The sequence below is a fragment of the Isoptericola halotolerans genome (assembly GCF_013149785.1).
Classification (GTDB): Bacteria; Actinomycetota; Actinomycetes; order Actinomycetales; family Cellulomonadaceae; genus Isoptericola; species Isoptericola halotolerans.
This window is the reverse complement of the sequence record NZ_JABEZU010000003.1, coordinates 350,791-369,004: the sequence shown is the minus strand read 5'-3', so window position 1 is coordinate 369,004 and position 18,214 is coordinate 350,791. Positions and strand designations below refer to the sequence as shown.

The following is an 18,214-nucleotide window of genomic DNA, read 5'->3' as shown; positions in this document are numbered from 1 at the left end:
TATGGTCACCAGGGAGTCGTGATCTTTTCGTGACCTTCTGTGGTGAGGTCATCTGAAGCGTCGGAGGGAGTGTCGATGCGTGCAGCGGTCGTAGTGCGTTCCGCGAACCAGGACGACCTGTTCGAGGTCGCCGAGATGGCAGCGAAGTTCGCTCCGGACGGCTCGACGACGGCCGCCTCCGACCCCGGACGCCTGTGCGAGCACCTGAGCGTGCTCGTCGCAGCCGGGGGTGAGCTCCTGGTCGCCGTCGAGGAGGACGCGGTCGTGGGCTTCCTGCTGGCCCGGGTGCTCGAACCTCACTTCTACTCGTTGGTGCCGAGCCTCTACGTCGACGCGATCCTCGTGGCGCCCGCCGCACGACGCCACGGGGTCGGTCGGGCGCTCCTGGGCTCGGCGCTGGGGCTCGCGAGCGCCTCCGGCGCCGAGGCCGTCTACTGCGCGCCCGCGCCCGGTGCCCGTGAGATGCACCGGTTCCTGGCCCGGCTCGGCTTTGCGCCGGCGGCCGGGCACCGTGTCGTGGCGGTGCCGGTCCTGGAGCGGCGTCTCGCCCAGGACGGCGCGACGGGCGGGACCGTGGTGCGGCGACGTGACGGTGGACGTCGGCGACGGGACGCCACCCGAGCAGCCATCGAGGACCTGGTCGCCCGGCGCCGTCGGGCACGTGAGGCCGGTCTGCCCACCGGGCCGGTCGACCTGCGAGCCTTCCAGGCGGAGCACGCCGCCGAGGCGGAGCTTCGCGCGGAGCAGGCCACCAACGCTTCCTGACGCCGGCCGGGTACGTCAGCGTCCCGCGAGCACCATGCACGTCAGTCGGGCGGTGGCGACCCGCCGGTCGGCGTCGTCCGTTACGGTGATCTCGTAGGTGGCGGTGGAGCGACCGAGGTGGAGCGCCGTCGCGACCCCGTGGACCTGTCCCGATCGCACCCCGCGATGGTGCGTCACGTTCAGCTCGATCCCCACGGCCGCCCGTCCGGGGCCGGCGTGCTGCTGCGCGGCCACGGAGCCCAGTGTCTCGGCCAGCACCGCCGTCGCCCCGCCGTGCAGGAGACCTGCGGGCTGCGTGTTGCCGGCCACGGGCATGCGGCCTCGGGTGGTGCGCGCGCCCACCTCGGTCAGGACGATCCCGGTGCGTTCGATGAGGGTGCCGGTCGCGGCCTGCTCCCAACCGGCGGTGTCCTGCGGGAAGGCGTCGGTGTCGGTCATGGGAGATAGGTTGGCACCCGTGACGACCTCAGCGCGAACCGACGGCACCAGCAGTCCCGGCAGCACCGCCGCCGGCACCCGACCCCGACTGCTGCTCATCGACGGCCACTCGATGGCGTACCGGGCGTTCTTCGCCCTGCCCGACACCCTGGTGACCTCCTCGGGTCAGGTGACGAACGCGGTCTACGGCTTCTTCTCCATGCTCACCAACCTGCTCCGCGACGAGCAGCCCACGCACCTCGCCGTGGCGTTCGACGCGGGTCGGGTGACGTTCCGGACGGAACGGTTCGCCGCGTACAAGGGCAACCGCGACGCCACCCCCGAGGTCTTCCGTGGCCAGGTCCCGCTGATCAAGGAGGTGCTCGAGGCGCTGCGTGTCCCGGCGCTGCAGCGCGACGGCATCGAGGCCGACGACATCCTCGCCACCCTTGCCCGCCAGGGCACCGAGGCGGGCATGGACGTGCTGGTGTGCTCCGGCGACCGGGACTCCCTCCAGCTCGTCAACGACGACGTCACGGTCCTGTACCCGAAGAAGGGGGTCTCCGAGCTGGCGCGGATGACTCCCGAGGCGGTCGAGGCGAAGTACAAGGTCCGCCCCGAGCGCTACCCGGACCTCGCCGCGCTGGTGGGGGAGACGAGCGACAACCTGCCCGGGGTGCCGGGCGTCGGCCCGGGGGTGGCCGCCAAGTGGATCACCCAGTTCGGGGACCTGGACAGCCTGCTCGAGCGTCGGGCCGAGGTGACGGGCAAACGGGGCGAGGCCCTGCGCGAGCACGTCGACCAGGTGCGGCTCAACCGCGAGCTCAACGCTCTGCTCACGGACGTCGAGCTGCCTCTGGGGGTGCAGGACCTCGCTCTCGTCGGCTTCGACCGCGAGGCGGTGCACACCGTCTCCGACACGCTGCAGTTCGGTGCGCTCCGTGACCGGTTGCTCGCCGTCGACCCCGCGGCCTCCGACGCCGAGGAGGACGTGGTGAGCGCAGGGGTCGCGCTCGCGCTGCACCAGGGTGCGCTCGCCGACTTCTTCGCCGAGCACGCGGGACGGGTGCTCGGCCTGGACGTCTCCGGGACGGGCGGCCCCGGGCGGGCGGACGCCTGGCAGGTCGCCGTGGCGACCGACAGCGCCGACGGGTCGGCGAGCGCGGTGGTGGTCGACCTGACGACGGTCGCCACCGACGACGAGCGTGCCCTGGCGTCCTGGCTGGCCGACGACGCGTCGTCCAAGGTGGTGCACGGTGCGAAGGTCGCCTGGCACCTGCTCGCGGCCCGCGGGCTCGACCTGGACCTGGGCGGCGTCGTCTGCGACACGGGCCTGGCGGCATACCTGTGCTACCCCGACCAGCGTGGCTACGATCTTGCCGACCTGGTCGTGCGGCACCTGCACCGTGAGCTGACGGTCCAGGAAGCGTCCGCGCAGGGGTCGCTGGACCTCGAGCTCGCCGAGGGTCCGCCTGCCGGCACCGAGGCGGCCCACCGCGCGGTCGCGGTCGCCGATCTCGCCGAGGCTCTGGCCGGACGCCTCGACGACAGGGGCGCTCGTGGTCTGCTCGACGACGTCGAGATGCCGCTGGCCGGTGTGCTGGTGCGCATGGAGGACGCCGGGATCGCCGCGGACACGGGGTTCCTGACCGAGCTGGAGCGTGGTTTTGCCGACGCCGTGGCGGATTCGGCCGCCGAGGCCTACGCCGTCATCGGTCGCGAGGTCAACCTCGGTAGCCCCAAGCAGCTCCAGGAGGTGCTGTTCGAGCAGCTGGGGATGCCGAAGACCAAGAAGATCAAGACGGGGTACACCACCGACGCCGCCTCGCTGCAGGACCTGTTCACCAAGACCCAGCACCCGTTCCTGGCGCACCTGCTCGCGCACCGCGACGCCGCCAAGCTCCGCACGACCGTCGAGGGCCTGCTCAAGGCCGTCCAGCCCGACGGTCGCATCCACACGACCTTCCAGCAGACGATCGCCGCGACGGGTCGGCTCAGCTCGACCGACCCGAACCTGCAGAACATCCCGATCCGGACCGAGTCCGGCCGACGGATCCGGCGGGCCTTCCGCGTCGGTGCAGGGAACGAGACGCTGCTGACCGCCGACTACAGCCAGATCGAGATGCGCATCATGGCGCACCTGTCGGGCGACGAGGGCTTGATCGCCGCGTTCCGGTCGGGCGAGGACCTGCACCGCTACGTGGGCTCGCGGGTCTTCGACGTGGAGCCCGCCGAGGTCACCGCCGAGATGCGGGCCAAGGTCAAGGCGATGAGCTACGGGCTCGCGTACGGACTCAGCGCCTTCGGCCTGTCCCAGCAGCTCGGGATCGCCACGGGCGAGGCACAGGGACTGATGGACGACTACTTCACCCGGTTCGGTGGGGTGCGCGACTACCTCGCCGGCGTGGTCGAGGAGGCCCGGGCCACGGGGTACACCGCCACGATCCTGGGGCGCCGCCGGTACCTGCCCGACCTGACGAGCGACAACCGACAACGTCGCCAGATGGCGGAGCGGATGGCGCTCAACGCGCCGATCCAGGGCAGCGCGGCCGACATCATCAAGCTCGCCATGCTCGGGGTGCAGCGCGAGCTCGACGAGCGCGGGCTGGCATCGCGGCTGCTGCTGCAGGTCCACGACGAGCTCGTGGTCGAGGTCGCGCCGGGCGAGCGCGAGGCCGCCGAGGAGGTCCTGCGCACGAAGATGGGTGCGGCCTACGCGCTCGAGGTGCCGCTCGACGTCTCGGTCGGTGCGGGCGAGACCTGGCACGACGCCGGCCACTGAGCCCCCGGGCGGCGCGGCCGTCAGTCCTTGGTGGTGACGAAGACCGCCGTGCCGGGCAGGTACGCGCCGCGCACCGGACCCCAGCCACCCCAGGTCTGGGTGTTCCAGGACGGCCACTCGGGCTCGACGACGTCGCGCAGGCGGAGCCCGGCCGTCACGATGTCGCGCACGTGGTCGCCGACGGTCCGGTGGTGCTCGGCGTAGACGACGCGTCCCGACGCGTCCGCCTCGACGTAGGGGCGGCGGTCGAAGTACGAGCGGTGCGCCGTCAGCCCCTGCGTGGTGGGGTCGTCGGGAAAGGACCAGCGCACGGGGTGCGTCACGGAGAAGACCCAGCGCCCGCCGTCACGCAGGACCCGTGCCGCCTCGGCGTGCACGCGGTCCGCGTCGGGCACGAAGGGCACCGCCCCGAACGAGGTGAAGACGACGTCGAAGCTCCCCTCCTCGAAGGGCAGGGCGCGGGCGTCGGCCTCGACGAGGGGAACGGTGAGCCCGGTCCGTGCGTCGAGGCGTGCGGCGGCGTCGAGCATCGCGGGCGCGACGTCGGTGGCGACGACGGCCGCGCCGCGTGCGGCCAGCCACCGCGAGCAGTGCGCCGCACCGGCACCCACCTCGAGCACCCGGGCCCCTCGCACGTCGCCGAGCAGCCCCGCCTCGGCCTCCGTGAGGCCTTCGGGGCCCCACCGGAACCCGGCGTCCCCGAGGAAGTCGCCGTGGTCGGCGAGATACTCCTCGGCGTGGGCGTCCCACCAGCGGCGCGCGGCGCCGTCGTCGTCGGGTGTCTCGCGGTAGCCGAACCAGGTCGCAGTCACCGCCACATCGTGACACCCGACACCTGACGGACACATCCGCGCGGTAGCCTCCGGGTGCCTCATCACCGAGCTGGCTGGAGGAGCATCGTGCGTGTCGGGCTGTTGACCGGGGGTGGCGACGTCCCGGGACTGAACGCCGCCATCCGCGCCGTCGTGAAGCGGGGCGAGGGGGAGCACGGGCACTCGATGGTCGGCTTCCGGAACGGCTGGCGAGGTCTCGCCGACGGTGACGTGATGCCGCTGACCCGGTCCCACATCCGCAACGTGCTGCCCACCGGTGGCACCCTGCTCGGCACCGCCCGCTACCACCCCCACGCCGAGGACGGCGGCATGGACGCCGTGCTCGCCACTCTGGAGGCCGAACGGATCGAGGCTCTGATCTGCATCGGCGGTGACGGGACGCTGCACGCGGCGAGCAAGGTCGCCGAGGCGGGCGTCCGCATCGTCGCGATCCCGAAGACGATCGACAACGACGTGTGGGGAACCGACCGGTCGATCGGCTTCGACACGGCGGTGACCATCGCGACCGAGGCGGTCGACCGCATCCACACGACGGCCGAGAGCCACAACCGCGTGATGATCGTCGAGGTCATGGGGCGGCACGCGGGCTGGATCGCGGCGACGTCGGGCATCGCGGGAGGGGCGGAGCTGGTGCTCGCCCCCGAGGAGCCGTTCGACATCGACCGGGTGGTGAAGTTCCTGCGGCACCGGCACCGGGCGCACGCGAGCTTCTCGATCATCGTCGTCGCCGAGGGCGCCGTCCCGGCCGAGGGCACCTCGATGGACTACGAGACACGGCTCGGTCCGTTCGGCGAGATCGTCGCCGGCGCGATCGGGGAACGTCTCGGTGCTGAGCTCTCGGAACGCACGGGGTTCGACACCCGGGTGACCGTGCTCGGACACGTCCAGCGTGGCGGGACGCCCACGCCGTCGGACCGGATCCTCGGCTCGCGCTTCGGGGTGGCCGCCGTCGACGCGGTGACCGCCGGCTCCTCGGCGGTGATGACGGCTCTGCACGGGGACGATGTCGTGCTCGTCGACCTGGCGGAGGTCGCCGGGAAGATCAAGCAGGTCCCCGCGGACCTTCTCGGGGTGGCCGCGGCGCTCGCGTGACCGGGGTCTCAGGGCCGGCGTCGGCCGGAGGCGTCGGTGGCGTTGACCCCTCCAAACCGCACGGATAGGATGGTCCGCGGTGCAGTGCGCTTGCGCACCGGTTGTCCTGCGTACGCACGCACGAGACGCACGTTCGAGACACACGCACCACGACCCTGTCCGTACTATGCCCTGTCCGCATCGGAGCAACTACTCAATGACCATCTCCACCACGAAGTCCGCCCCGCAGGTCGCCGTCAACGACATCGGCACCGAGGAAGACTTCCTTGCCGCCGTCGACGCCACCATCAAGTACTTCAACGATGGTGACATCGTGGAAGGCACGATCGTCAAGGTCGACCGCGACGAGGTCCTCCTCGACATCGGTTACAAGACGGAGGGCGTGATCCCGTCCCGGGAGCTCTCCATCAAGCACGACGTGGACCCGGGCGAGGTCGTCACCGTCGGTGACGCCGTCGAGGCTCTCGTCCTCCAGAAGGAGGACAAGGAGGGCCGTCTGATCCTGTCCAAGAAGCGCGCACAGTACGAGCGCGCCTGGGGCACGATCGAGAAGATCAAGGAAGAGGACGGCGTCGTCACCGGCACCGTCATCGAGGTCGTCAAGGGCGGCCTCATCCTCGACATCGGCCTGCGCGGCTTCCTGCCCGCCTCCCTGGTGGAGATGCGTCGTGTCCGCGACCTCGCGCCGTACGTCGGCAAGGAGATCGAGGCCAAGATCATCGAGCTCGACAAGAACCGCAACAACGTGGTCCTGTCGCGCCGTGCCTGGCTCGAGCAGACGCAGTCCGAGGTCCGCTCCACCTTCCTGCAGACCCTGCAGAAGGGCCAGGTCCGCCCCGGTGTCGTGTCCTCGATCGTCAACTTCGGTGCGTTCGTCGACCTGGGCGGCGTGGACGGCCTCGTGCACGTCTCCGAGCTCTCCTGGAAGCACATCGACCACCCGTCCGAGGTCGTCGAGGTCGGTCAGGAGGTCACCGTCGAGGTTCTCGACGTCGACTTCGACCGCGAGCGCGTCTCCCTGTCGCTGAAGGCGACGCAGGAGGACCCGTGGCAGACCTTCGCCCGGACGCACGCCATCGGTCAGGTCGTGCCCGGCAAGGTCACCAAGCTGGTGCCGTTCGGTGCGTTCGTCCGTGTCGAGGACGGCATCGAGGGCCTCGTGCACATCTCGGAGCTGGCCGTGCGCCACGTCGAGCTGCCCGAGCAGGTCGTCCAGGTGGGTGCCGAGGTCTTCGTCAAGGTCATCGACATCGACCTCGAGCGTCGTCGGATCTCGCTGTCGCTCAAGCAGGCCAACGAGGGCATGGACCCGGAGTCCGAGGACTTCGACCCGGCGCTCTACGGCATGGCGGCCGACTACGACGAGAACGGCGAGTACAAGTACCCCGAGGGCTTCGACCCCGAGACCAACGAGTGGCTCGAGGGCTTCGAGACGCAGCGTGAGGCCTGGGAGGCGGAGTACGCCAAGGCGCACGCGCGTTGGGAGTCGCACCGCGAGCAGGTCCGTGCCGCGCTGTCGGCCGACGCCGACGCTGCGGCCGGGGACGTCGTCTCCAGCGGCTCGAGCAGCAGCGGTTCGTCGACTGCTTCCTCCTCGTCGTCCTACTCCTCGGCTGCCCCGGTGCAGCAGGAGGAGACCGGCGGCACCCTGGCTTCCGACGAGGCGCTCGCCGCGCTCCGTGAGAAGCTGACCGGCAACTGAGCCGACAGTCGACGGCCGTGAGCGGCCGCTGACGCGACGACGGCCCGTCACCCTTCGGGGTGGCGGGCCGTCGTCGTGCTACGAGGACGAGCTGTCGTCCAGGTCGAACTGCGTGCGGTAGAGCTCGGCGTAGAGGCCGCTCGAGGCCAGCAGCTCGGCGTGCGTACCCTGCTCGACGACCTCCCCGTCGTCGAGCACCACGATCGAGTCGGCCGCGCGCACGGTCGAGAGCCGGTGCGCGATGACCAGCGAGGTCCGCCCGCTGAGGGCCTCGTCGAGAGCGGCCTGCACTGCTGCCTCCGACTCGGAGTCCAGGTGGGCGGTGGCCTCGTCGAGGACGACGACGTCGGGCGCCTTGAGCAGGAGCCTGGCGATCGCCAGACGCTGGCGCTCGCCACCGGAGAGGCGGTAGCCACGGTCGCCGACGACGGTGTCGAGACCCTCAGGCATCCGTGCGACGAGGTCAGCGATCCGGGCCTGCCCCAGGGCGCGGTGCAGCTCTGCGTCCGTGGCGTCGGGTCGGGCGTACCGCAGGTTCTCCGCCACGGTGTCGTGGAAGAGGTGCGCCTCCTGGGACACGACGCCCACGGTCGCCCGCAGGGAGTCGGCGGTGACGTCGCGCAGGTCCTGGCCGGCGATGCGGACGGCGCCGGAGGTCGGGTCGTACAGGCGGACCACGAGCTGGGAGATGGTCGTCTTCCCGGCTCCGGACGGACCGACCAGGGCCACCATCGACCCTGCCGGCACGGAGAACGTGACGTCGCGCAGGGTGGTCGACGACGGATCCTCGCGGACCGTGGCGACCGATTCCAGCGAGGCCAGCGAGACCTCGTCGGCCCGTGGGTAGCGGAACGTCACGTGGTCGAGCTCGACGCCGGCGCCACGGTTCGTCACCGCGGCGCGCAGGTCGAGGGCGCCGGGCTTCTCGGCCACCGTCGGCTCGAGGTCGAGCACCTCCAGGACACGCTCGAAGCTGACGAGCGCGGTCATGATGTCGACCTGGACGTTCGACATCGCCGTCAGCGGGCCGTACAGGCGGCCCAGGTAGGCCGTCAGGGCCACGAGCGTGCCGACGGTGAGCTGGTCCGAGATCACCTGCAGTCCGCCGAGACCGTACACCAGAGCGATGGCGACCGACGCCAGCGTGGTCAGCCCGATGCGGAACCAGGTGGAGTACATGGCCCGCGAGACGCCGACGTCGCGCAGCGCGTGGGCCTGCTCCGCGTACCGGGCCGCCTCGCGGTCGGGGTCACCGAAGACCTTGGCGAGATGGGCGCCGGCGACGTTGAAGCGCTCGTTCATCAGCTGGCCGGCGTCGGCGTCCAGCTCGTAGCCGCGACGGGTCAGGGCCGCGATCCGCCGCCCGAACCAGCGAGCCGGCAGGACGAAGGCCGGGAGCAGCACCAGCGAGAGCAGCGTGAGGCTCCACGACATGGCGAACATCGCCCCGAGCGTGAAGACCACCGTCAGACCGTTCGAGACGACGGTCTGCAGCGTCGACGTGAAGGCCTGCTGCGCGCCCAGCACGTCGCCGTTGAGCCGCTGGACCAGCGCACCGGTGCGGGCCCGGGCGAAGAAGGCCAGCGGCATGCGCTGCACGTGGTCGAAGACGCTGGTGCGCAGGTCGACGATGAGCCCTTCGCCGACGACCGCCGACATCCAGCGCTCGGCGAGGGAGAGCAGGGCCGTCAGCAGCGCGATCCCGGCCGCGCATCCTGCCATGAGCAGGACGATGCCTCGGTCCCCGCCGCCGATGCCCTCGTCGATGAGCCGGCGGAACAGCAGGGGCACCGCCGCGCCGGCGGCGGCGCTGACCAGCAGGAGCCCCACGAACACGACGAGCTTGCCGCGGTAGGGCCGCGCGAAGGCCAGGATGCGGCGCAGCGTCTGGCGAGGCAGGCGGCGGCTGCGCACCGACCTGTCCTGGAGGTAGGAACGCATCGGTCCGCCCATCGCACCACCGACCGGTCGCCCACCCGATGCCTGCCCGCTCATGCTCATGGCGTGCAGCCTACGGCCGGGGCAGGATGGACCCATGTTCCGCATAGGTCTGACCGGTGGTATCGCAGCAGGCAAGTCCGCGGTGGCGCGGCGTCTCGGCGAGCGCGGTGCGGTCGTGATCGATCACGACGTGCTGGCCCGCGAGGCGGTGGCGCCCGGGTCGGTCGGGTTGGTCGAGGTGGCCGAGGAGTTCGGGCACGGGGTCCTGGCCGTCGACGGCTCGCTGGACCGTGCCGCCCTGGGACGGCTCGTCTTCGGCGACGGGGCCGCGCGGTCGCGGCTCGAGGACATCGTGCACCCGCAGGTGCGACGTCTGGCGGCGGAGCGTGAGGCGATGGCCGGCGCGGCGGACCCCCGGGCGGTCGTCGTGCACGACATCCCCCTGCTGGTGGAGACCGGCCAGGCGGACCGGTTCCACCTGCTCGTGGTCGTCCACGCCCCCGCCGAGCAGCGGGTGGAGCGGCTCGTCGCGGGACGTGCTCTGACCCCGGCCGAGGCGCGCTCGCGGGTCGAGGCCCAGGCGGACGACGCCGAACGACTGGCGCTCGCCGACGTCGTGCTGGACGGTACCGGGACGCTGCAGCAGCTGCAGGGTCAGGTCGACGAGCTCTGGGAGCGCGTGTCCGGCGAGGTCGCCGAGGAGCTGGACGCCGAGGACCTGGTGTGAGGGTCCTGGTCACCGGGTTCGAGCCGTTCGGCGGGGCGACGGTCAACGAGTCCTGGGAGGCGGTCCGGCTGGTGGCGGACGCGTGGGGCGCCGCGGGAGGCGACCACGAGCTCGTCACCGCCCGCCTGCCCGTGACGTTCGCAGGCGCTGCCCTGGCGGTGCGGCGCCTGCTCGTCGAGCACGAACCGGAGGTCGTGGTAAGTGTGGGCCTGGCGGCCGGCACGGGCACCGTGCGTCTCGAGCGGGTGGCGATCAACGTCGCGGACGCCCGTATCGCCGACAACGACGGTCGTCGCCCGATCGACGAACCGGTCGTGGTCGGTGGTCCGGCGGCCTATCTCACCTCGTTGCCGATCAAGGCGGCGCTGCGCGCGGTCGAGGAGCTGGGTGTGCCGGTCGGTGTGAGCAACAGCGCGGGGACGTACGTCTGCAACGCCACCTTCTACGCCCTGGCGCACGCGGTCGTCGGCAGGCCGGTCCGGGTGGGGTTCGTGCACGTGCCCTCCGGCGACGTCGTCCCTCCGGCCACGGCGGCCCGGGCGTTGTCCGCGGTGGTCCGGACCGCAGTCCGGCACCAGGTCGCGGGGACCGGCGACCTGCTGGTCGCGGCGGGCGCCGAGCACTGACCCGGGCACTGACCCGAGCATCGGTCCCGGCACTCGACCTCGGCACCTGCCTTCGTCCCGTGGGCCGGATGTCGGTGTCACGGCCTACCGTGGTGCCATGCGACCCGTGACCGACCTGCAGCGCACCGTGGCACCCTTCGAGGTGATCTCGGAGTTCGAACCGAGCGGTGACCAACCGGCCGCGATCGGCGACCTGGCGGGGAGGATCCAGGCAGGGGAGAAGGACGTCGTCCTGCTGGGGGCGACCGGCACGGGCAAGAGCGCGACGACGGCCTGGCTGATCGAGAAGCTGCAGCGTCCCACCCTGATCATGGCCCCGAACAAGACGCTCGCCGCGCAGCTCGCCACGGAGTTCCGCGAGCTCCTGCCGAACAACGCCGTCGAGTACTTCGTCTCCTACTACGACTACTACCAGCCCGAGGCGTACATCGCCCAGACGGACACCTACATCGAGAAGGACTCCTCGATCAACGACGAGGTCGAGCGGTTGCGACACTCGGCGACGTCGAACCTGTTGACGCGGCGCGACACCGTCGTGGTGGCGTCGGTGTCGTGCATCTACGGTCTCGGCACGCCGCAGGAGTACGTCGACCGGATGGTGCGTCTGGAGGTGGGCGACGTCGTCGACCGCGACGAGATGCTCCGCAGGTTCGTGCAGATGCAGTACACCCGCAACGACATGGCGTTCACCCGTGGGACGTTCCGGGTGCGCGGCGACACCGTGGAGATCATCCCGGTCTACGAGGAGCTCGCCGTCCGGATCGAGCTCTTCGGCGACGAGATCGAGTCGATCCAGACCCTGCACCCGTTGACCGGTGACGTGATCCGCAACGAGAGCAGCGTGTACCTGTTCCCGGCGACGCACTACGTCGCGGGGCCCGAGCGCATGGAGCGCGCGATCGGCGGCATCGAGGCCGAGCTCGAGGCGCGGCTGGCCGACCTGGAGAAGCAGGACAAGCTCCTCGAGGCACAGAGGCTGCGCATGCGGACCACCTACGACATCGAGATGATGCGCTCGATCGGCACCTGCAACGGCATCGAGAACTACTCGCGCCACATCGACGGCCGCGAGGGGGGCACGCCACCGAACACGTTGCTCGACTACTTCCCCGAGGACTTCCTGCTCGTCATCGACGAGTCGCACGTGACGGTGCCGCAGATCGGCGCCATGTTCGAAGGTGACATGTCCCGCAAGCGGGCGCTCGTGGACCACGGCTTCCGGCTCCCGAGCGCGATGGACAACCGGCCGCTGCGCTGGGAGGAGTTCGTCGAGAGGATCGGCCAGACGGTCTACCTGTCGGCCACGCCCGGCGACTACGAGCTGGCGATGTCCGACGGTGTCGTCGAGCAGATCATCCGGCCGACGGGCCTCGTCGACCCGGAGGTCGTGGTCAAGCCGACGACAGGCCAGATCGACGACCTCCTCGGCGAGATCCGCGACCGGGTGGACCGCAACGAGCGCGTCCTGGTGACGACGCTCACCAAGAAGATGGCCGAGGACCTCACCGACTACCTGCTCGGCAAGGACGTCCGGGTGCGCTACCTGCACTCCGAGGTGGACACGCTGCGGCGGGTCGAGCTGTTGCGCGAGCTGAGGATGGGCGAGTACGACGTGCTCGTGGGGATCAACCTGCTGCGCGAGGGCCTCGACCTGCCGGAGGTCTCGCTCGTGGCGATCCTCGACGCGGACAAGGAGGGCTTCCTGCGGTCGGAGCGCTCGTTGATCCAGACCATCGGACGAGCGGCGCGCAACGTCACGGGTCAGGTGCACATGTACGCCGACAAGGTGACCCCGGCGATGCGGTTCGCCCTGGACGAGACGAGCCGGCGACGGGAGAAGCAGCAGGCCTACAACGCGGAGCGAGGGATCGACCCGCAACCGCTGCGCAAGCGCATCGCGGACGTCACCGACATGCTCGCGCGCGAGGACATCGACACCGCAGAGCTGCTGGCCGGCGGTTACCGCAAGACGCCGGGCGACGGTCGCCCGAGGGCAGCCGTGCCCGGCACGCCGAAGGAGGCCGCGACGTCGGGCAACCGCCTGGCAGGGCTGGCCGCGGACGAGCTCGCCGAGCTCATCCAGGAGCTGAGCGACCAGATGCACGCCGCTGCTGCCGAGCTGCAGTTCGAGGTCGCCGCGAGGCTGCGGGACGAGATCGGGGGCCTGAAGAAGGAGCTGCGCCAGATGCGTGACGCGACCGGGTGACCCTCGCGGTGCCGTATGCTGACTGCTCGACGAGGGGGAGTACTCCACAACGTGCAGGGCCGTCATCACGTCGGGCGTCGTCGCCGGACCGGCCCTGTCGACCTGCTGGCGCGACCACAGGTGGAGGAGACCTTCGGTACTGACTCTGTGTACCGAAGGAGTACCCCATGGACGTGCCTGTCTGGGTATGGATCGCCACCGTCGGCGCGATCCTCGCCATGCTCGCCATCGACTACGTCGGCCACGTGCGCACGCCGCACGCCCCGACCCTGAAGGAGTCGACCTGGTGGTCACTGGCCTACGTCGCCGTCGCACTCCTCTTCGGGGTCGTCGTCCTCGTCGTCTGGGGGCCCACCTACGGTGGTGAGTACTTCGCCGGCTACGTCACCGAGAAGTCGCTGAGCGTCGACAACCTCTTCGTGTTCGTCCTGATCATGACGAGCTTCAGGGTGCCCCGAGAGCACCAGCAGCGGGTGCTGCTGATCGGGATCACCATCGCCCTGGTGCTGCGGACGATCTTCATCTTCACCGGTGCCGCGCTCATCGCGAACTTCGCGTGGATCTTCTACGTCTTCGGTGCGTTCCTCATCTGGACCGCCGTCGCTCAGGCCCGTGCCGGGACCGACCACGACGAGGAGTTCAGCGAGAACGCCGTGCTGCGGCTGACGCGGCGGGTCCTTCCGACCACCGACACCTACGTCGAGCACCGCCTGACGACGAGGATCGACGGCAGGCGGTACGTCACCCCGATGCTCATCGTGATGATCGCCATCGGCAGCGCCGACCTGCTCTTCGCCGTCGACTCGATCCCGGCGATCTTCGGCCTGACCCAGGAGACGTTCCTCGTCTTCACCGCCAACGCGTTCTCGCTGCTGGGACTGCGGCAGCTCTACTTCCTCGTGGACGGGTTGCTCGACCGGTTGGTCTTCCTCAACTACGGTCTCGCCGCGATCCTGGGGTTCATCGGCGTCAAGCTGGTCATCCACGCGCTGCACACCAACGAGCTGCCGTTCGTCAACGGTGGCGAGCCCGTGCACGCGATCCCGGAGATCCCGACGGCGGTCTCGTTGAGCTTCATCGTCGTCGTGCTGGCGATCACCACGATCTTCTCGCTGCTCGCCTCGCGCCGCCGCCAGAAGGTCCTGACGCGCGACAGCGCGGCGTAGCCGACCACGCGCGGGTCGGCCTCAGGTCGAGAAGCCGCCGATGACCGGCACCCACTCGCGCACCGTCAGCCGGTCCACGAGGCCCTCGAGACGGAAGGGGTCGCCGTCGAGCAGGGTCGTCGCGGCCTGCTCCGACGGGGCCGTCACCACGATCAGGGCGCCGTCGGGGTGCTCGTCGGTCGCAGGCAAGGGGCCCGACACGAGGACGGACCCTGCGGTGCGCAGTGTCCCGAGGAGCTCACGGTGGGCGGGACGCACCCGGTCGCGGGCGGCGGCGCTGCCGGGGGCGTAGTCATAGGTGACGGCGTAGGTCTTCATGTCGCCATCCAAGCATCTTCGACCCACCGGCGGTGCGATGCTCCGCCCTGCAGGAGTGCCGGGCGGTGACATGGAACACCTGTACGAATGCGGGTGGGTCGCCGTAGGATGCTGCGGTGAGCAATCGTCTCGTCGTCTCCGGTGCCCGTGAGCACAACCTGCGCAACGTCGACCTCGACCTGCCGCGGGACTCGCTCATCGTCTTCACCGGCCTGAGCGGTTCCGGCAAGTCCTCGCTGGCTTTCGACACGATCTTCGCCGAGGGACAGCGGCGCTACGTCGAGTCGCTGTCCGCCTACGCCCGGCAGTTCCTCGGCCAGATGGACAAGCCTGACGTCGACTTCATCGAAGGGCTGAGCCCGGCCGTCTCGATCGACCAGAAGTCGACCAACCGCAACCCCCGGTCGACCGTCGGGACCATCACCGAGGTGTACGACTACCTGCGGCTGCTGTTCTCCCGGGCCGGGACCCAGCACTGCCCGGTGTGCGACGAGCCGGTCCGGGCGCAGACGCCGCAGCAGATCGTCGACAAGATCCTCGAGCTGCCGGAGGGCACGCGGTACCAGGTCCTCGCGCCGGTCGTGCGCGGCCGCAAGGGGGAGTATCTCGACCTCTTCGCCGAGCTGCAGGCGCAGGGTTTCGCGCGGGCACGGGTCGACGGCGAGACCGTGCAGCTCAGCAGCCCGCCGGCGCTGGAGAAGAAGGTCAAGCACGACATCGAGGTCGTCGTGGACCGCCTGGTCGCTCGCGACGGCGTGCGACGGCGGCTCACCGACTCCGTCGAGACGGCCCTCGGGCTCGCCGGCGGCCTGGTCGTCGTCGACCTGGTCGACTCCTCGGGTGGCACAGGGGCAGACGCCGACGCTCCGCGCCAGCTCAAGTACTCCGAGAAGCGGGCGTGCCCCAACGACCATCCGCTGAGCCTCGACGAGATCGAGCCGCGGACCTTCTCGTTCAACGCCCCCTACGGAGCCTGCCCCGAGTGCACGGGGATCGGCTTCCGGCTGGAGGTCGACCCGGAGCTGGTCGTGCCCGACCACGAGCGCACGTTGCGCGAAGGGGCGGTCGCGCCCTGGGCGCAGACCTCCTCGGAGTACTTCGAACGTGTCCTGACGGCGCTCGCGGAGGAGATGAAGTTCTCCATGGACGTGCCGTGGCGTGCGCTGCCGCAGCGCGCCCGCGACGCCGTCCTGCACGGGCGCAACCACGAGGTGCACGTGAAGTACCGCAACCGGTGGGGGCGCGAGCGGCAGTACTCGACGGGCTTCGAGGGCGCCGTGACGTTCATCGAGCGTCGGCACACCGAGACGGAGTCGGACTGGTCCAAGGAGCGGTACGAGGCCTTCATGCGAGAGGTCCCGTGCCCGGAGTGCCGCGGCGCTCGCCTCAAGCCGGAGGTCCTCGCGGTCAAGGTCGGCTCGAAGTCCATCTGGGACGTGTGCCGGCTACCGATCGGCGACGCGAAGGAGTACCTCGACGCGCTCGAGCTCGGCACCCGGGAAGCGGCGATCGCCGGTGAGGTGCTCAAGGAGATCCACGCCCGCCTCGGCTTCCTGCTCGACGTCGGGCTGCACTACCTGACCCTGGAACGGGCGGCCGGGACCCTCTCGGGCGGTGAGGCGCAGCGCATCAGGTTGGCGACGCAGATCGGCTCCGGACTCGTCGGGGTGCTGTACGTGCTGGACGAGCCGAGCATCGGGTTGCACCAGCGGGACAACAGGCGTCTCATCGAGACGCTGACCCGGCTGCGCGACCTGGGCAACACCCTGATCGTGGTGGAGCACGACGAGGACACGGTCCGGGCGGCGGACTGGATCGTCGACGTGGGTCCCGGGGCGGGGGAGCACGGCGGCGCCGTGGTTCACTCGGGCGACCTCGCGGGGCTGCTCGAGGCCGAGGGGTCGATGACGGGCGCCTACCTGTCGGGTCGGCGCAGCATCGCGCTCCCGGCGACCCGCCGGGGCGTCGACCCGGAGCGTCGGGTCACCGTCGTGGGTGCCCGGGAGAACAACCTGCGTGACATCGACGTGTCGTTCCCCCTGGGAGTCCTCACCGCCGTCACCGGTGTCTCCGGGTCCGGGAAGTCGACGCTCGTGAACTCGATCCTGCACACGGTCCTGGCGAACGAGCTGAACGGCGCCCGGCAGGTGCCGGGCCGGCACACACGGGTGACCGGCATCGAGCACCTCGACAAGGTCGTGCACGTCGACCAGGGCCCCATCGGGCGCACACCGCGGTCGAACCCGGCCACCTACACGGGTGTCTGGGACCGCGTCCGCAAGATCTTCGCCGAGACGGAGGAGGCCAAGGTCCGCGGCTACGGTCCGGGCCGGTTCTCCTTCAACGTCAAGGGAGGGCGGTGCGAGGCCTGCTCGGGCGACGGGACGCTCAAGATCGAGATGAACTTCCTGCCTGACGTGTACGTCCCGTGCGAGGTCTGTCACGGGGCGCGCTACAACCGCGAGACCCTGGAGGTGCACTTCAAGGGCAAGACGGTCGCGGACGTGCTGGCGATGCCGATCGAGGAGGCTGCGGAGTTCTTCGCAGCGTTCCCCGCCATCTCGCGGCACCTCAGCACGCTCGTGGACGTCGGACTGGGCTACGTGCGGCTCGGGCAGCCGGCGCCGACCCTCTCCGGTGGTGAGGCGCAGCGGGTCAAGCTGGCCGCCGAGCTGCAGAAGCGCTCGACCGGCCGCACGGTCTACGTCCTCGACGAGCCGACGACCGGCCTGCACTTCGAGGACATCCGCAAGCTGCTGGGGGTCCTGCAGTCCTTGGCGGACAAGGGCAACACCGTGCTGGTCATCGAGCACAACCTGGACGTCGTCAAGAGCGCCGACTGGGTCGTGGACATGGGGCCGGAGGGCGGCTCGGGCGGCGGGACGGTCGTCGCCGAGGGGACGCCCGAGCAGGTCGCTGCGGTCGAGGCGAGCCACACGGGCCGCTACCTCGCCGAGACGCTCGCGACGCACGCGGACGTCCCGGTCGCCCCGGTCCGGCGTCCGACGACGCCGGAGGCGCCGGCACGGCGTCGCAGCGCGAAGAAGGCGCGGGCCACCAAGCGCGACGCCGCCTGAGCCTCTACGGTGTGGCCATGGGAGCCCACCACGAGTACTCGGTCGCCGTCACCTGGCCCGCCTCGGGCGTCGACCCGGGCAGCCCGGAGGCCGTGACGTCGTCGTACGTCGCCTACTCTCGCGACCACGACGTCGCCCTGCCCGGCCGTCCGGGGATCCCGGGTTCGGCGGACCCGGCCTTTCGTGGTGACCCCGCCCGGTACAGCCCCGAGGACCTGTTCGTGGCCAGCCTGTCGCAGTGCCACATGCTGTGGTTCCTGCACCTCTCCGCGGAGACCGGCCTGGCGGTGCGGCAGTACGTCGACGACGCGTCGGGCACGATGAGGGTCGAGTCGCGGGGCGAGGGGCAGTTCACGGACGTCACGCTGCGCCCGCGTGTGGTGGTGGAACCGGGTGAGCAGGCCACGGACGAGCACGTCGCGGGCCTGCACCGCCGTGCGCACGCGATGTGCTTCCTCGCGCGGAGCGTCAACTTCTCGGTCGTCGTCGAGCCTGCCCCGCTGCACCTGGCTGACGCGGCCGCCTGACGGTTTCCCGCCGTGTCGGTGTCCTGACCTAACCT

14 protein-coding genes are annotated in these 18,214 nt (G+C 70.6%); 10 read left to right on the top strand and 4 right to left on the bottom strand.

Going from position 1 to position 18,214, the window contains the following annotated elements:
- Positions 1-75: 75 nt before the first annotated feature.
- Positions 76-765: a GNAT family N-acetyltransferase gene (locus HDG69_RS13725; protein ID WP_171784378.1), complete on the top strand. Its 690-nt coding sequence runs from the start codon at positions 76-78 to the stop codon at positions 763-765.
- Between the two features lie 15 nt (positions 766-780).
- Here the strand turns inward: HDG69_RS13725 and HDG69_RS13720 are convergent, their stop codons facing one another.
- On the bottom strand, positions 781-1,203 hold the full coding sequence (locus HDG69_RS13720) for a hotdog fold thioesterase (RefSeq protein ID WP_171784377.1): 423 nt from the start codon (positions 1,201-1,203) through the stop codon (positions 781-783).
- A gap of 112 nt (positions 1,204-1,315) precedes the next feature.
- Between HDG69_RS13720 and polA the strand changes: the two genes are divergently transcribed.
- Positions 1,316-3,964 (top strand): DNA polymerase I, encoded by a 2,649-nt coding sequence (polA, locus tag HDG69_RS13715; RefSeq protein ID WP_246256668.1) that lies wholly within the window; start codon positions 1,316-1,318, stop codon positions 3,962-3,964.
- Between the two features lie 20 nt (positions 3,965-3,984).
- Here the strand turns inward: polA and HDG69_RS13710 are convergent, their stop codons facing one another.
- Positions 3,985-4,812, bottom strand: a complete 828-nt coding sequence (locus tag HDG69_RS13710; RefSeq protein ID WP_171784375.1) for a class I SAM-dependent methyltransferase — start codon at positions 4,810-4,812, stop codon at positions 3,985-3,987.
- Between the two features lie 51 nt (positions 4,813-4,863).
- Here HDG69_RS13710 and HDG69_RS13705 point away from each other — a divergent pair, with 51 nt between their 5' ends.
- Both HDG69_RS13705 and rpsA read left to right on the top strand, forming a co-directional pair.
- The gene (locus HDG69_RS13705; protein WP_171784374.1) at positions 4,864-5,889 is read left to right on the top strand and encodes an ATP-dependent 6-phosphofructokinase; all 1,026 of its coding nucleotides are present in this window, start codon (positions 4,864-4,866) and stop codon (positions 5,887-5,889) included.
- Positions 5,890-6,085: 196 nt separating this feature from the next.
- The gene (gene rpsA, locus HDG69_RS13700) at positions 6,086-7,591 is read left to right on the top strand and encodes a 30S ribosomal protein S1 (RefSeq protein WP_171784373.1); all 1,506 of its coding nucleotides are present in this window, start codon (positions 6,086-6,088) and stop codon (positions 7,589-7,591) included.
- 78 nt (positions 7,592-7,669) lie between these two features.
- Here the strand turns inward: rpsA and HDG69_RS13695 are convergent, their stop codons facing one another.
- A complete protein-coding gene (locus tag HDG69_RS13695; protein WP_171784372.1) occupies positions 7,670-9,592 on the bottom strand; it encodes an ABC transporter ATP-binding protein in 1,923 nt (640 codons plus the stop codon).
- 34 nt (positions 9,593-9,626) lie between these two features.
- On the opposite strand from HDG69_RS13695, the gene coaE reads away from it, so the two are divergent.
- From coaE to HDG69_RS13675, 4 genes are all read left to right on the top strand, one after another.
- Positions 9,627-10,259 (top strand): dephospho-CoA kinase, encoded by a 633-nt coding sequence (coaE, locus tag HDG69_RS13690; RefSeq protein ID WP_171784371.1) that lies wholly within the window; start codon positions 9,627-9,629, stop codon positions 10,257-10,259.
- On the top strand, positions 10,256-10,885 hold the full coding sequence (locus HDG69_RS13685) for a pyroglutamyl-peptidase I family protein (RefSeq protein ID WP_171784370.1): 630 nt from the start codon (positions 10,256-10,258) through the stop codon (positions 10,883-10,885). The genes coaE and HDG69_RS13685 overlap by 4 nt, the downstream gene beginning before the upstream one ends.
- A gap of 97 nt (positions 10,886-10,982) precedes the next feature.
- Entirely contained in the window at positions 10,983-13,091 is a 2,109-nt protein-coding gene (gene uvrB / locus HDG69_RS13680; RefSeq protein ID WP_171784369.1) for an excinuclease ABC subunit UvrB, read from the top strand.
- A 167-nt stretch (positions 13,092-13,258) separates the two neighbouring features.
- A complete protein-coding gene (locus HDG69_RS13675) occupies positions 13,259-14,257 on the top strand; it encodes a TerC family protein (protein WP_171784368.1) in 999 nt (332 codons plus the stop codon).
- Positions 14,258-14,278: 21 nt separating this feature from the next.
- Here HDG69_RS13675 and HDG69_RS13670 read toward each other — a convergent pair whose 3' ends face one another.
- A complete protein-coding gene (locus HDG69_RS13670) occupies positions 14,279-14,575 on the bottom strand; it encodes a YciI family protein (protein WP_171784367.1) in 297 nt (98 codons plus the stop codon).
- A 116-nt stretch (positions 14,576-14,691) separates the two neighbouring features.
- On the opposite strand from HDG69_RS13670, the gene uvrA reads away from it, so the two are divergent.
- Both uvrA and HDG69_RS13660 read left to right on the top strand, forming a co-directional pair.
- On the top strand, positions 14,692-17,652 hold the full coding sequence (gene uvrA, locus HDG69_RS13665) for an excinuclease ABC subunit UvrA (protein ID WP_171784366.1): 2,961 nt from the start codon (positions 14,692-14,694) through the stop codon (positions 17,650-17,652).
- Positions 17,653-17,669: 17 nt separating this feature from the next.
- Positions 17,670-18,179, top strand: a complete 510-nt coding sequence (locus tag HDG69_RS13660) for an OsmC family protein (protein WP_171784365.1) — start codon at positions 17,670-17,672, stop codon at positions 18,177-18,179.
- The last annotated feature ends 35 nt before the right edge of the window (positions 18,180-18,214 follow it).